The sequence below is a fragment of the Methylorubrum suomiense genome (assembly GCF_022179765.1).
In the GTDB taxonomy this organism is placed as follows: Bacteria; Pseudomonadota; Alphaproteobacteria; order Rhizobiales; family Beijerinckiaceae; genus Methylobacterium; species Methylobacterium suomiense.
On record NZ_BPRE01000004.1, the window covers coordinates 17,066 to 31,037 of the forward strand.

Annotated in this window: 10 protein-coding genes and 1 tRNA gene; 7 read left to right on the forward strand and 4 right to left on the reverse strand. The window is 67.9% G+C overall.

Features of this window, described 5'->3' with window-relative positions:
• Nucleotides 1–446: 446 nt before the first annotated feature.
• On the forward strand, nucleotides 447–1,346 hold the full coding sequence (locus MFF26_RS07220; RefSeq protein ID WP_171015395.1) for a class I SAM-dependent methyltransferase: 900 nt from the start codon (nucleotides 447–449) through the stop codon (nucleotides 1,344–1,346).
• A gap of 16 nt (nucleotides 1,347–1,362) precedes the next feature.
• On the opposite strand, the gene MFF26_RS07225 is transcribed toward MFF26_RS07220, so the two are convergent.
• Both MFF26_RS07225 and MFF26_RS07230 read right to left on the reverse strand, forming a co-directional pair.
• A complete protein-coding gene (locus MFF26_RS07225) occupies nucleotides 1,363–3,465 on the reverse strand; it encodes a glycosyltransferase family 2 protein (protein WP_238307811.1) in 2,103 nt (700 codons plus the stop codon).
• A gap of 33 nt (nucleotides 3,466–3,498) precedes the next feature.
• Nucleotides 3,499–4,545: a hypothetical protein gene (locus tag MFF26_RS07230; RefSeq protein ID WP_137827804.1), complete on the reverse strand. Its 1,047-nt coding sequence runs from the start codon at nucleotides 4,543–4,545 to the stop codon at nucleotides 3,499–3,501.
• Nucleotides 4,546–4,824: 279 nt separating this feature from the next.
• On the opposite strand from MFF26_RS07230, the gene MFF26_RS07235 reads away from it, so the two are divergent.
• Together MFF26_RS07235 and MFF26_RS07240 are read left to right on the forward strand one after the other, a co-directional pair.
• Nucleotides 4,825–4,899, forward strand: a tRNA-Val gene (locus MFF26_RS07235).
• Nucleotides 4,900–5,163: 264 nt separating this feature from the next.
• Nucleotides 5,164–5,442, forward strand: coding sequence for a hypothetical protein (locus tag MFF26_RS07240; RefSeq protein WP_238307812.1), 279 nt, complete (start codon nucleotides 5,164–5,166; stop codon nucleotides 5,440–5,442).
• Here the strand turns inward: MFF26_RS07240 and MFF26_RS07245 are convergent.
• Complete coding sequence (locus tag MFF26_RS07245; RefSeq protein ID WP_238307813.1) at nucleotides 5,421–5,855, reverse strand: hypothetical protein; 435 nt, start codon at nucleotides 5,853–5,855, stop codon at nucleotides 5,421–5,423. The genes MFF26_RS07240 and MFF26_RS07245 overlap by 22 nt on opposite strands.
• A gap of 823 nt (nucleotides 5,856–6,678) precedes the next feature.
• Here MFF26_RS07245 and MFF26_RS07250 point away from each other — a divergent pair.
• The 3 genes from MFF26_RS07250 to MFF26_RS07260 all read left to right on the forward strand — a co-directional run bounded on the left by MFF26_RS07250 (nucleotide 6,679) and on the right by MFF26_RS07260 (nucleotide 11,310).
• Complete coding sequence (locus tag MFF26_RS07250; protein ID WP_012452144.1) at nucleotides 6,679–7,356, forward strand: hypothetical protein; 678 nt, start codon at nucleotides 6,679–6,681, stop codon at nucleotides 7,354–7,356.
• 71 nt (nucleotides 7,357–7,427) lie between these two features.
• A complete protein-coding gene (locus MFF26_RS07255; RefSeq protein WP_238307814.1) occupies nucleotides 7,428–9,332 on the forward strand; it encodes a hypothetical protein in 1,905 nt (634 codons plus the stop codon).
• A gap of 10 nt (nucleotides 9,333–9,342) precedes the next feature.
• Nucleotides 9,343–11,310: a hypothetical protein gene (locus MFF26_RS07260; protein WP_238307815.1), complete on the forward strand. Its 1,968-nt coding sequence runs from the start codon at nucleotides 9,343–9,345 to the stop codon at nucleotides 11,308–11,310.
• Between the two features lie 304 nt (nucleotides 11,311–11,614).
• On the opposite strand, the gene MFF26_RS07265 is transcribed toward MFF26_RS07260, so the two are convergent.
• Nucleotides 11,615–11,860, reverse strand: coding sequence for a hypothetical protein (locus tag MFF26_RS07265; protein ID WP_158022265.1), 246 nt, complete (start codon nucleotides 11,858–11,860; stop codon nucleotides 11,615–11,617).
• 428 nt (nucleotides 11,861–12,288) lie between these two features.
• Here MFF26_RS07265 and MFF26_RS07270 point away from each other — a divergent pair, with 428 nt between their 5' ends.
• Nucleotides 12,289–13,896: an AAA family ATPase gene (locus tag MFF26_RS07270; protein WP_012452140.1), complete on the forward strand. Its 1,608-nt coding sequence runs from the start codon at nucleotides 12,289–12,291 to the stop codon at nucleotides 13,894–13,896.
• Nucleotides 13,897–13,972: the final 76 nt, after the last annotated feature.

Here is a 13,972-nt window from a genome sequence, read left to right on the forward strand (position 1 = left end):
TTGGCCGTCGCAGTGTGATCAAGTTTGGCGACGTTCGCGGATAGACTGACCACAAGACTTCGAACAATTGTGCGCGCCGAACGACAAGCACGCTTCCATCGCTCTGCCGATGAAGCTGGAGCTCGAGGACGCCGCTCAAGTCATTGCTTGCCTACCGAATTCATACTGCATTGCAAAACTGGCGATCATGCGCCGCCAAGTTGTGTGCGCGGCGATCGCTCGCCCATTCCGGAATCATTCTAAGCAACATCAATGCCAGCTGTCTTTGCGATCGATCGCAGCTGCGGGCATGCGGCGATGCCCCTGCTGGTGCCGATCCCGTTGTGTCCGTCGCTGAACAGCACGGGCGTTCCCGGATAAGTTGTGCAAGCTCCGGTCAAGCGAGGACACGTAACGACCGTCGACCTCACGTGGAAGAGCGAGCGACGATGCAGGATGAGGCGGCCATGTCCGAGCGGGCAGGGGCGTTCTGGGACGGCTGGGAGGCATGGCGGCGGGCTCAGCCGAACCGGATCCGGTGGAACGAATCCGCCGAGATCCTCCGTCATATCAACAGGCGCATCTGCGGCCGCCCCGTCGAGGGCTTCAATCAGGGGCTGATCGAGCGTTTGAAGGAGATGGCAGGGCCGGACTTGCCCCTCGTGCGCGGCGTCTCGGTCGGCTGCGGCAACGGCGGCAAGGAAATGACGCTGCTGCAGCAGGGTCTCGTCGGTCATTTCGATCTCTACGACGTCTCGAAGGCCTCGCTCGATGCCGGGGCCGGGCTCGCCGCGGCGTGGAGGCTGACGGAGCGCACGACCTTCCTTCACGGCGACGCCTTCGCGCGGCCCGGCGATGGGCGCTACGATCTCGTGTTCTGGGACAATGCGCTGCATCACATGTTCGACGCCCGTGCGGCTCTGCGGTGGAGCTACGATGCTCTGCGGCCCGGCGGCTGGCTCGTCATGAACGATTTCGTCGGGGCCGATCGCTTCCAGTTCCCTTGGAGCGCGCTGATGCTGGTGCGCGCGGTGCGCACCCTTCTTCCCGCCCGCTACCGCCGCAACCCGAATGATCCCGCCAATCCCTACCGCCCTTTCGTTCCGCGCCCGACCTTGGCCGAAATGGAATACGACCCCAGCGAGGCGGCCGACAGCGAGGCCATTCTACCCGGCTTGCGCGACATCTTCCCCGATGCCTGGATCCGGTCCGTCGGTGGCACGGTCTACCACCTCGCGCTCAACGACATCCTGACCAACATTCCGGATGGCAGCCGGCTGCTCGCGCTTCTCTTACGGCTCGACGACCTGACCGATTTCATCCCGCATTTCGCCGTTGCCATCGCGCGCAAGCCGCCCTCCGGCTGAGCCCGCTCGCGGCGCGTCACAGGCGGAAATGCGCAGAGGCCCGGGACAGGTTCGGATTGTAATAGGGATCGGATCGAAGCTCCGTGCCCCAACGCTCGCGCATGACCCGCGCTTCCGCCTCGAACCGGGCCCGCTTCTCCGGCGTGTCTTCGAGCCCGCGGCTCTTCGATTCATGGTGCGTCAAACGGGCGAAGGGCGTCCAGATGTTGCGGTAGCCGGCCGCCCGCAGGCGCAGGCACAGGTCGACGTCGTTGAACGCAACGGCGAGACATTGGGCATCGAAACCGCCGATGGCGGCGAACACCGTGGAGCGGATGGCCAGGCAAGCCCCGGTGACGGCTGAGACCTCCTGGGTCAGTTGCATCCGCGCGAAATAGCCCGGCGCATCGCCGGCGATGCCGAGATGGCTGTGGCCGGCGATCCCGCCGATGCCGAGGACGATGCCGCCGTGCTGCAGGGTGCCGTCGGGATAGAGGAGTTTCGCCCCTACCGCGCCGACATCGTCCTCCCACGCGATCGAGACGAGTTCGGTGAGCCAGCCCGGCTCCAGCACTTCGATATCGTTGTTGAGGAACACGAGCACATCGCCCCGAGCCTGCGCCGCGCCCTTGTTCGACAGGTCCGAGAAATTGAACGGACCCGACACGGGCAGCACCCGCAGCCGCGGCTCCGACGCGTAGCCTCTCAAGAGGGCGCAGGTCGCGTCCTCACGGCTGTCGTTGTCGATCACGAGGATTTCGATGGCCGGATAATCCGTGGCCGACAGCACGCCGTCGAGGGCGACCGCGAGCAGCTCCGCCCGGTCCCGGGTCGGGATGATCACGGAGACCAGGGGCGCGGGTGCGGGCAGGGGCCGCACAAGCCGATTGAAGCCCTGCGGACCGCGCTCGGCCTTCGCCCCACGCCGAGCCGCAACCTCATTGAGAGCGCGCAGGCGCGCATCCTCGGCCCGCGTCAACGCCCGGTCGGAGAAGGTGCCGGAGCCGGCGGCGGCACGCCAGTGATACAAAATTTTCGGGATATGATGGATCGCGTCACGCCGCAGATTCGCGACGAGGCGCAGGAGAAGGTCGTGGTCCTGGCTCCCCTCGAAGCCCGGACGCAAACCGTTTAGCGCGCGAAGGCGGTCCGTGCGCACCGCGCAGAGGTGGTTGACGTAGTTCTGGCCGCTCAGGAGTTCGCGATCGAAGTCGGATTTGAAATGCGGCTCGAAGCGGCGGCCGCGGCCGTCCACCTTGTCCTCGTCGCTGTAGATCAGGACGAGTCCCGGATCGGTGCGTACCGCCTTGGCGACCTCGTAGAGCGCCGTCTCGGCCAGCAGGTCGTCATGGTCGAGGAATAGACAATAGGTTCCGGTGGCGAGGGCGAGTGCATCGTTCGTCGCGCGGGCGATATGACCGTTCGTCTCGCGCCGCATCGCGCGGATGCGCGGCTCCTGACCGGCATGGCGCGCGATCAGGCGAGTGATCGCAGGATTGGTCGACGCATCGTCGGCGATGCACAATTCCCAGGCCGGATAGAGCTGCTCGCGCACCGAGCGGATCGCCGCATCGAGCACCTTCGGATCGGGGTCGTGCACCGGCATCAGCACGGAGAGACGGGCGGGCGCCGGCCAGACGGCGATCTCGTCGCGGATCCGCGCGCGTTCGGCGGGCCTAAGCCGACCGAAACGGGCGATCCACGCGGCGTAGCCGGTCTCGGAACGGTGCGCCAAGGCTTGAGCGAGGAGGCCGCGCCCACGCAGCTTGAGGCCGAGCAGGCGCCAGTAGACCGCGCGCGTCGTCAGATGCAGCTCGCGCCGGGCGGCCCGAAGCACCAATGCGATGCGCGAACGATGATACAGCGTCAGATCGGCCAGGGCAAAGGGCGCGTTGCGCGAGAGCGCGGTGAAGCGCAGAGCCACGATCCCCTCCGGCAGGCGGCCGGTCCAGGCAAAGCCGTCACCCGTCGTCGGTTCCTCGGCAAGCGTCGTGACGACACCGTCACCGGACAGGGCGCTGATCAGGGCACGGGGAATGCCGCCGCTTCCGATGTCGCGCCATGTCAGCGTGATCCAAGCGCCGGCGAGCGCTCGATCAGCGAGATTGATCCGGTGATCGAGTCCGTCGGATGCCGTCACCGGCAGCCTTCGGCCGGCGCCCCAAGCCACGGCTCAGTCCTGCCAGCTCTTGGAGACCGAGGCGCGGACCGCGTCGCTGAGCACCATGTCGAATTCGATCCAATCTCGAAGGAAGCGCAAGCCGCGCAGCCTTTCGGCGAGTTCTAGGGTTCCGTTAGGGATCGGTAGGGGCAGCGGGATCGGGGCGTTGATCTCTAGGCGGTCGAACACGGTTGCCATGAAGGCTTCGAAATAGTCGCGGTGTCCGACGATGCCGATGCGGGACAGGACCTCCACGGCGATGATTGAGCTGCCCGGAACGATCCGATCGTCGGGGACGTGCGTGCTGAGCTGGCGGGTCAGGGGATTGTAGAGCAGGTGGTAGGCCGGCTCCGGCAGCATCCGGAACAGCCGTTTAAGGCTTTTCGCGTCGGTGAAGTCGTAATCGGCCGTGAAGGCGGCGGCCTCGGCGAGGTGGCCGAGTCGCCAGCTCTGGTTCGGGTCGGCGCCCATGCCGGCGCGTTCGCGCAGCCAGGTCAGACGGCTCGCCATTTCCACGTAGGGATCGTGCAAGAGCATCATCGTCACGGCATTGCCCTGGACGAAATGCCCCTCGTAGCGCGGGAGGATGATCGACCCGACCATCAGGCACGATGTGAGCGTGTCGGTATCGAAGATGGCGTGCAGGATCTCCTCCGGGAAACGTCCGATCCCGAAGTAGCATTGCTGGAAATGGGGAAAGAGCGCGGTCTGGATGACCGTCTCGGGCCGGATATGCGCGTTGATCAGCACCGCTTTCGGCGTGGCGAGCCCGACCTTGGGCACGCGCCGATGCACCAGAACGTTCGTGTCGACGTCGAAGATCTCGAGCCGCTCGATCCCGGCGAGGCCGGGGATGTGATCCTCGCGGACCTCGTAATGGCACAGGCCGGTGGCGTGCCAGCCATACTGGATGAAGGTCGGATCGGCATGGATCGCCGAGACCTCGGCCACGCGCCGGCCCTCGACGGTGACGTAGACCCGGCTGATCGCGGTCGGATCATCCGGCACCACCCAACCGCGGATGATCGCCCCCTCATCGGCCGACAGCAGAAACCGCATCCTCGTTCGTGATCCCTTCGGCGCATCTCGGCTACGGAAGCTGCGGGGCTTCCGGACGCAAAGCGCCCCGGCTTACCCGATTTCGGTTCGGCACGCAGCGGCCCCGACTCGCCCCCGAAATCATGCCATCCGGCGACGGATCGATCGGCTCTCCCCGAGGCCGGAACAGGCCCCGGCGTGGCCGACAAAAAAGGTCGAAAGAAAGCGCGACAGGTCGCTTGCAGAGCCGCCGGCTCCAGGCTATAGCCGCGGCCTCGCAGGAGCCAAGCGCTTCTGCCCGGGCGCGTAGCTCAGCGGGAGAGCACTACCTTGACATGGTAGGGGTCACAGGTTCGATCCCTGTCGCGCCCACCATCCCAACGCTGTGGGATGTTTGACGAATTCGAGGCTCCGGAAACGGGGCCTTTTTCGTTGGGTCGGAAACTGGGTCGGAAACCCATGTGCGTAGTCCCCACGCGGACCGGGTCCGACGGGTTTGTTGGTGACGTGGGACACGGGCGCGAGGCCCGGTCTTGGCGGCCACGCTCCGAGCTTCTCAGGCACCAGTGACAGAGCCAACCCCGACCTCTGCACTCGCCTGGGCTTGCCCGCCGCTTCGGGCGGCGCGATCCTTCCCGGATGCCTGATCCCGACGAGACCTACCCGCCCGAGATGGCCCGCGTCCTCGAAGGCCTGACCCCACCCCGGCGGCCCGCCGGCCACGAGGAGGACCTCGTCGTCACGATCCGCCTGCGCGCCGGCGGCGAGCTAGTCGTCTCCTCGCCAGGGACGCCCCCGCACCGGATCGTCGCCATCCGGGCGAAGCGCGCCAGTGCAGCGGGGCAGCGCGTCGCCGAACTCGTCGAAGAGGCTCTACAGGCCCGAGACCATGCCCGTCAGGGGCCGACCTCCAGATAGGTTGTCGCCACTAGTTGGCCATTCTCGTCCCGGCGGCCGTCCGGATCCCAGATTTCCATGGCGATGACGTATTCCTCCTCCGGACCGGGCACCCGGCCGTCACCAAACCCGGCCGCAAGGAACTGCGCGCCTCTCTCGTCTGGGACCCTGTAGACGAGGCTGTCCTCGACGCTGACAGCCTCGGCCTCAGCCGTAGCCAGTCCCGAAACAATGCGGTGAGCGAAGCCGCCGATGGCGCCGTCGTCCCTCCAGATTGCATAGACGACGCTTCCGCCCATCATGCTCTGCTCGATGAAAACCTTTAGTGGTTCGCCGCGGCGAACCCGGATCGATAGGCTCTCGTCGGACCAGCGGGCCTTCCCCTGGAGTTCCTTTACGAGCTCAAGCGCGGTCTGCGTGGTGTAATGAGCCATCTGTCCTGCCTCATGCCGACGCCATCGCCGGGAGGCCTGTTGATGTAATCGCAAATACCTGTCAGAACCTGAATCAAATTTGGCTTATAAAATATTAGCGGGCGGACACAAATTGTCTGGATCGGCAAATGTTGGGGTTAGAGCATTCCCTTTTGTCATGCGGCAATCGGACCATCGTGGCCTGGACGGCCGTGATCATCGTCGGCAGACAAGGATTTGAAATGGGCCCGCTAACGAGGCCTGCCGGCGAGAGCATCCCGGCATGCCCAACAACGCCTACGATCCAGCCACGGTCCTGCGCGTACTCGCCGGGAGGGAGCAGTCCCGGTGCCGGCCGGCTGGGCAGGTCGAGGACGTCCCGGACCCGACGTGGCTCGCTCTCTGACCGAGGGTGCAGAGGCTCGGCCCTGGTGGCACTTCGGCGGTCAGTCGGTTGGGTGTTCGCCGACGGGTTTCATGACGGTATCTCCTGAGGGGCCGCGAACCTGTCCCGGCGTGGAAGCCTGCGCAAACCCGAGGTGCCCGGATCCAAAACGGCGCCAGAGGCCGTCCCGACCGGGTGACCCCCGGGGGGTCGGGAAACACGACTCCGCGGCAGGGTATCGGGTAGCGCTAACCCAATACCCTGCGCGCGAACGAACCGGGCCACTGCCAGGCCGTTATGTCACGGGCCCGTTCTGGCCCCATCGAGCGTCGATGGCCGCGAGGCGGCTTGGAAGCCGGTGCTTCGGCGGGCTAGCCTTCCGGCGACACGAACTCGGCGCCGGCCGGCGCACGCCTCGTCACCGACGTGACTTGGCCTCCACGACCTTGAGCGACCACAATGGACGGGCAGCCCGAGACGACCACGAGCCCTGACGCGACCCGTCCTGCGCGGGGCGGACCGGCCAAGCCGCAGATCGGGTTCCACCATCGCGACGCGGTGCGCCTCCTGTACATCCTGGCACTCGGGAGCGAGGAGGCCGCACATGATGGTCGCATCTTCCGCGGCGAGAAGCGGGCGATGGCCATCGACTTCCTCGTCCGCTACCCGGATTATCTGGCCGACGAACTCCTGACCCGGTTCGAGACCGAGGGCGATCCTGCCGCCCTGGATGCTGCGTCCGACATCTTCGACGCCGACGAGCCGGACCTCCGCACGGTCGCGATGGTCCGCTGGCGCCGCGGGGCCTTCCAGAACATCGAGATGCCGCTCTCGATCCTCGCGGCGCATGGCCTGGTGCGTCCGCTGAAGCAGACCACCGGCCAGCGCCGGCACGACTTCATCGTCCTGCCGGCCGCGTTCGCGTTCATCGAGCGGATCGAGCGAGAGCAGCCGAGCCTTGGCTGGTACAGGTCGCGGGTCGAGCTCGTGATGACGCTGGCCGGCTTCCGGAGCGGCTCTGACCTGAAGGGCGACCAGTACCTCCATCCCGAGTACCGCGACGCCCGCCACGGGACCGAGATCCCGTCCATCAAGGAGCGCGTCCTGGCCCGGCTCCGGAGCCTCAGGGGACGATGATGAGCACGCAAGCCACGGCAGCGGAGTGGATCGAGGCCATCGCCGGCAAGGCATCCCTGCCGGCGCCGGTCGTGCAGGAGGTGCTCGACCGGCACGCCGTCGAGCCGCAATCCACCTTGCCCCGTAGGAAGAGCCTCCGCATCCGCTCCGTCACGCTGGAGGGTGTCAAGGAGGGCACCGTCGCCGACGGCCCGTTCGGCCGGACTTTCACCTTCGGTCCCGGGCTCTGGGCCATCGTTTCGGACCAGAACTTTAGGGGCAAGTCGACCCTGCTGGGCGTGATCCAGGGGGGCATCCGCGGCGACATCCACGAACGCGTGAAGCCGGACGTGTGGCGATGGCTGAGCAAGGCGGAGGTCGTCTTCGAGGCTAACAGCATCGGCCACCGGCTCCTCGTCACGAAGGAGGCGGGCGACCCCGACAAGGGCGCGGCCGGCAGCTTCAGCCGCGAACAGGAGGGCGGGTGGTTCACCCTGTACGAGGGCACGGTCGGGAAGCCTCTCGAACGGGCCGTCGAGGACGCCATGCTGGCGGAGTTCGGCTTCGCCAGGTTCCACGCCCACAACGAGAAGGACGGCAGCCATACCCATGGCTGGCCGGTCATCGCGTCGGCGCTGTTCGTCGACGGTCCGGGCAAGGCCGTTTTCGGCGAGCTGCTGGTCGATGCCATCCCGCTGAGGCTGCTGCAGATGTTCATGGGCCTGCCGTGGGTCAGCACCTACACAGCTGCCGCGACGGCGCTGAAGCGGCTGAGGGCGACGAAGGCCGAGCGCCCCACCGCCTCCCGCGGCCTCGGGGACAGGCTCCGGACTAGGCTCGAAGCGGTCGACGCCTCCCTTTCGTCCGCGCGCGGCCGGGTCCGCCCCGGGCCCGACCGTGCCGTCCTGCGGGCCACGATGCTGGAGCAGGACCGTCGGCTGCTGGCCCTGCGCGAGGGGATCGAGGAGACGCGGCAGGAGGCGGTCAGGGTGGACCGCCAGTTGCAGGGCGCGACGACCCTGCTCCTCGAAACGCGGAGGGCCTTGCAGCAACTCAGGGACGAGCGGGCGGCCGGCGTGGTGCTCCGGACCTTGCGCCCCGTCTGCTGCCCCTCGTGCGATGCCGGCATCGACCACAACCGGCACTCGCGGGCGGACGAGGGGTCGACCTGCGCCTTATGCGGCACGCGCCAGGCACCGGACGAGGACGAGGACGCGTTGCGGCTGGAGGAGTTGCAGCGGGATGTCGACGACGTTGAGGCCAATGTCGCGGAGCTGAGCGCCCAGGCGACCGAGGCGCAGGCGTCGCAGCGGGGGGCCGAGGCGGAGCTTTCCAAGGCCATCGAGGCGTCGCGCGTCACCGAAGCCGCCTTGCGGGCCGAGGGCTCCGCCGACCTAGAGATGGAGATCCGGGGCCTTGAGGCCCAGCGCGAGCAACTCCTCTCGCTGATCGCGGCTGAGGAGGAAGTGGAGGAGAAGGAAGAGGCCGCCGCCACCGGCGCTCATGACGAGGCAGTGCTCCAGGCCGCCGAGGACGTGACCAAGGATCTCTACGACGGGCTCGCGCGCGAGATCCTCGCCGACGTGTCGAGGGAGATCACCACGCTGTCCCGTTCGTTCGGCGTCCAGAACATCGAGAGCATGGACTGGGGCACCGGGGGGGCGATGCGGATCGTGCAGGGCAAGGCTCCAACCAGCTTCGGGAGGCTGTCCCCGGGAGAGAACCTGCGCGTGCGCATCGCGGCGGCGCTCGCCGTGATCGAGGTGGCCCGGCAACGCATGTACGGCCGGCACCCGGGTCTGCTGGTCCTGGATAGCCCGGGCGCGCAGGAGATGGCGCCCGCCGACTTCGCCGCGTTGCTGTCGCGCGTGCACGAGGCTATCCAGAGCGCGGGGGACATCCAGATCATCGTCGGCGCCCGTGCGGACCCGACGCTCCTCGACGTTGTCCCATGCGATCACGTGACCCACGCTCATGGCGAGCGATTCCTTTTCTGACCCTGGCTCCGTGGCGACGTCCGACCTGATCAGACGCCTTCTCGACGACGGCGACGCGCAAGACCTCGGCGACATCCCGGTCGACGAGCTCGCCGCGGCGGCCGCCGACCATGCGGCGGAAGTCAGGGGCGCGCGCCTCTTCGTCATCCTCGCCGAACACCCGCGAGCCGAGGCGACCACGAAGGCCCTGGTCGCAGTGGCGGAGAACGCCGACGTGCTCGCCATGATGGAGATTGCGTCCTGGCTTGGGCGCGGCGGGCAGGTTTCGCGGACGCACCGCCAAGGGCTTGGCCGGGCTTTCTTGGAACGGGCCGCCGACAGGTCGGCCGACTATGGCACCCGCTCCCAGGCGCTGAAGGCGGCGATGATCATGGCCCAGTCGGAGCGGTCGCTGCTCCGGCGCCTCCAAGCCGACCTCCTCGATCTCGACCCTTCGGACGACGGCATCTACCTCCGCCATGCGGCCAGGGTTGCCGGGGCCGTGCTGGCCCACGAGCCCGCCGAAGACCTGCGCCACAAGCTGACGGAACTCGCGGATGTCGAGGACGCGGAGGACGAAGCCGCGGTCGAGCTCGGCCTCGATGCGCTGAGAACGGGGCTCGGCGCCACCACGACGGAAACGGCGCTCGACGCCTTCGGGCGGGCCCGGGGCTGGTTTGCGCGTGCCGAGGACGCGACCGAGACGCGCCTCGATGCCCGGCTTTACCGGAACTGCCTCGACATGCTGGTGGCCTTCCAGGAAGGCCGTACCGGCGAGGATCTCCCGGACCGGATCGACACCGTCACGCGGTCGGCCTTCGAGTACACCGCCTACCTCACCGTGAATGACCGCGAGCCCGAGACGTCGTCCTGGCTCACGGCGAAGGACCTCGAACGCATCCACTGGACTTCGCTCGCGCTCCGCCTCGGGGCGGTCACGGACAAGATCTCCCGCTCGGCGTGGCTCAAGGTCGCTGCGGTCATGGAGGAGGAGCTTCTGTCCGTCTATGCCGCGAGCCGTACCATGTTCCGGCGCGGCTCCGACGGCGGGCTAGAGCAGGTCGTGCGCCCGATGATCGTGGGCGCGATGCAGCGCGAGCTTCGTTCCCTGGACATCCTGGAGCACTGGATAGAGGAGAACACCGGGTCCGCTTACCTGCCGGAGGCGAGGTCTCTCGGGGACCTCGTGGGCCAAGCCCGGGAAGACCTCGTCACCCACCGCCCTTCCGGGGCGGCGGACGGGAGCTCACCGACCGCCGCCATCATTGAGCACCTCCCGGCGCAGGTCCGCGAGACCGTCTCGGCCCGCATCGAGGCCGATGCCGTCATCCTGTACGACGAGAACGTATCCAGGACCGTCGACGAGGTGCTCGGGACAGCCCTTGCCGCCCTGGCCGGGAATGTCGACTACGGGGGACGAGAGGATGTCCGGAGCTTCTTCGATGTACTGCTCCTGGAGGTCACACGCTTCGTCGTCTCGCGATACAACCTCAGCAAGGCCACGTACCCCGGCGTCGCCTATCTCTTCAATCGTGACGCGGACAACCCGCCGCTGGAAGCCGATCTCCAGCATGACTTCGTCAACTTCCTCATGGGTTCGCGGCTCGCGGAGATCTGCCGACCAGAGGCCCGGGACCTCGGCGGGGGGCGCGTTGATGTCCTGTTCACCTACAGATGGATGAAGACGACGTCCGAACTGAAGCGCTCCTTCCCGAAGCTGACGCTCAGCGACTTGGTCGACCGATACGGCCCGCAAGCCATCTCGTATCAGGGCACGAACATCGCGCTTTCCATGCTGATGGTCCTCGATCTGCATGACCGAGCCGGAGCCCAGCCCGACATACGCGACCAGATTGGCGTCCATCATCGAACCGTTGCGGACAGCTCGGTGGAAACCGCAGTCGTCCTTTTCCGGGTTCAAGGGAAGCGGCATACCCCGTCGGACGTCCCGGAAGCCGCCCTGACACCATCAGGGGCCAGCCAAGCGAGAGACGAGTAGCCGCTCGTGCATGAGGTATCGGGTAGCGCAAACCGATATGGCGGCCCCTCATCAGTCTAGGTTGCTTCAGTGCGGAACTTTGATGCGTGGGAGCAAAACACTGGCTCCGGCTATCATCACCTGATAGCCGACCCATTGATCCGCGTTGAGCGCCTTAGGGGCGATGGCGGGCTCAACACCATAGTTGCCTGCCCCATGCACCGAAGATCCGCACCCAAGGTCTTCGACGCCGTCGTGATGCCGCGTCCAGGCCGGATGGAGCGTGATGTCGCGCCATCGGCACGCAGGCGCAAGGCCGATGGTGTCACAAGGCCGCCTCGCTCGCGAGGTGCCCATGGCTCTCCAGGACGACCGTGATCGCCCCGGCGAGCTGGCGGTCGTCGTGGCCGATGGCGCGCCCGCGGGCGAGGGTCTCCCGGACGAGGGCGGCCGGTCCCTGCGGGGTGAGAGCCTGCCCGAACAGGGCGACCTCGATCGCCAGGCGGCCGTCCCCCGGCAGTGCGACGAGCGCGGCCGCTACGTCGTCGTAGACCATGACGGGCGGCCTCATCGAGTTCGTCACCCCGACTGCCGCAAAGGCAGCGACGACGTCGGGCTCTCCGCACCTGGCGCCGACGACCCGGCCCCGGAACACCGTCTGCGCCGGTTTTGAGAGCCGATAGAAATCCCACGCCGCCCGGTGCTCTTCGCTCGCGCTCGCCATCCTGCGCCCCTCCGTTACCCCTCAGACCAAGTGTAGCATCGGCGAACGATTCGCGATGGGACGAGGCCGGCCCCTAACGTCCAGGGATATCTTCACCACGACCCCCGATCGCCCGTTGCCTCGGGAGTCCCCGCCTGCCAGGGTAACCGCCTCACCGCAGGGATCGCCCTCGTGTTCGCAGCTCGCTTGATACGGAAACGGAACGCCTTAGCCGCCTGAGCCCCGCTCGGCGCGCCCCTTCGCGCATCCTAATCCCGTACCTGCGAGACCTCCCCGTGACCAAGCACCCCGCTTCGTCGGCCGCCGCCGTGCGCGCCGTCATCCTGGATCCTCGCGCCTACGCCGGCCCCCGCGACTGCCGGGACACCCGGACCCGCGTCCAGCTCCTCTACGGGGGCGGCATGGCAGGGCACTCCGCGATCGACGACCTGCGCACCCGCCTCAAGCCGCTCCTCGGCGCGGCGGGACTGCGCGACCGCACGAGCGCCGCGGTGACCGCCGCTTACGAGGACACCACCATCGCGAGGGTCGCCGAGCTGGAGCGCCGCCTCACGGGAGAGGCCCTCCGCGCAAGCCTGCCGGCCCCGACCCTCGCCCTCGTGCGCGACGTCGCCGGCGTGCTCGTGTTCCATCAGGCGGAGCTCGGCTGCGAGGTTGCCTCGGCGCGTCTGGCCGCCGAGCTCTTCTCGATGGCGGCGGCCCAGATCCGGGCCGGCATGCTCGACCGGGCGTTCCTCGTCGTGCGGCACGCGCTCCTCCGCGCCGAGGACGCCCAGGCGCCGTACCGGGACGCCCCGTACATCCCTGGCCCGAGCTACCCGCGCCTGGAGACCTACGACATTGAAGCCGCCGCGTGGGTGCAGGCCTTCACCGTGTTCGGCACGGCGATCCGCATGGTGGAGGATGAGGACGAAATCCTGAAGGGCGGCGCCGGGCAGGTCGCGCCCCCGGTCCCGCTGCCTGCGCGCAGCGTCCGGGAGATCCTGACCGACGCGAAGGCCTCCCTGGCGGTGCCGACGATCATCGTCGTTGGGGATGTCTCGCATGTGCAGCCCGGCCGCAGGGATGGTGACCCCCTGAAGGAGGGGGCGGCGCTCATCGGCAAGCCCATCCCGCTCGCCGTGCCCCCGGCCGATCTACCCGCCGCGCGCTCCGAGCTGATGGCGGAGCTCCCCCAGTTCGAGCCGGTCATCGACCGGATCCTGCGCCCGCTCGCGGGGCAGCGGTCCACCCGCCTGCCGCCCATCGTGCTCGTCGGCCCGCCCGGCTGCGGCAAGACCCGGGCCGCGCGCCGGCTCGGCGAGGTCCTCCGCCTGTCCCCGAGCGTCTACTCGATGGGCGGCGCGAACGACTCGCTCGTCCTCGGCGGGGTTTCGCGCGGTTGGTCGACGGCCATGTTCTGCGCGCCGTTCCGCGAGATGCTGCGCGCCGGCATCGCGAACCCGCTGATCATCCCGGACGAGATCGACAAGGCGGGTACGTCCCGGCAAAACGGAAACCCGATCGACGTCCTGATCCAGCTCACCGGCGTCGAGAGCTCCGCGCGGTACCGGGACCCCTACCTGCAGGCCGACGTCGACGGCTCCCACGTCAACTGGATCATGACCGCGAACTCGGTCCATGGCGTGAACGCGGCCCTGCTGGACCGCTGCCTCGTGTTCCATGTCGACGCCCCGGGTCCGGAGCACCTGCGCCCGCTCGCCCTCTCGATCCTCGCCGAGGTGCGCCGCGACCGCGGGCTCGACGAGCGATGGGCGCCCACGTTCGACGAGACCGAATGGGCTGCCCTCGCTCGCCACTGGCCTCGCGGCGGCTCGCTGCGCGCCCTGCGCCGCCTCGTCGAGATCGCGCTCGACGCGCGCGAGGCCGGCCCCCGGCACTAGCCCCTACCCACCCTTCGCCACCTCTTCACGCCCGGAGACCGTCATGACCGATCATCGCCCTAAGCGCGCTTTACAC

Coding starts and splice junctions, on each gene's coding strand:
- MFF26_RS07220 (WP_171015395.1), top strand. CDS start 447: ATGTCCGAGCGGGCAGGGGCGTTCTGGGACGGCTGGGAGGCATGGCGG.
- MFF26_RS07230 (WP_137827804.1), bottom strand. CDS start 4,545: ATGCGGTTTCTGCTGTCGGCCGATGAGGGGGCGATCATCCGCGGTTGG.
- MFF26_RS07240 (WP_238307812.1), top strand. CDS start 5,164: ATGCCTGATCCCGACGAGACCTACCCGCCCGAGATGGCCCGCGTCCTC.
- MFF26_RS07245 (WP_238307813.1), bottom strand. CDS start 5,855: ATGGCTCATTACACCACGCAGACCGCGCTTGAGCTCGTAAAGGAACTC.
- MFF26_RS07250 (WP_012452144.1), top strand. CDS start 6,679: ATGGACGGGCAGCCCGAGACGACCACGAGCCCTGACGCGACCCGTCCT.
- MFF26_RS07265 (WP_158022265.1), bottom strand. CDS start 11,860: ATGAGGCCGCCCGTCATGGTCTACGACGACGTAGCGGCCGCGCTCGTC.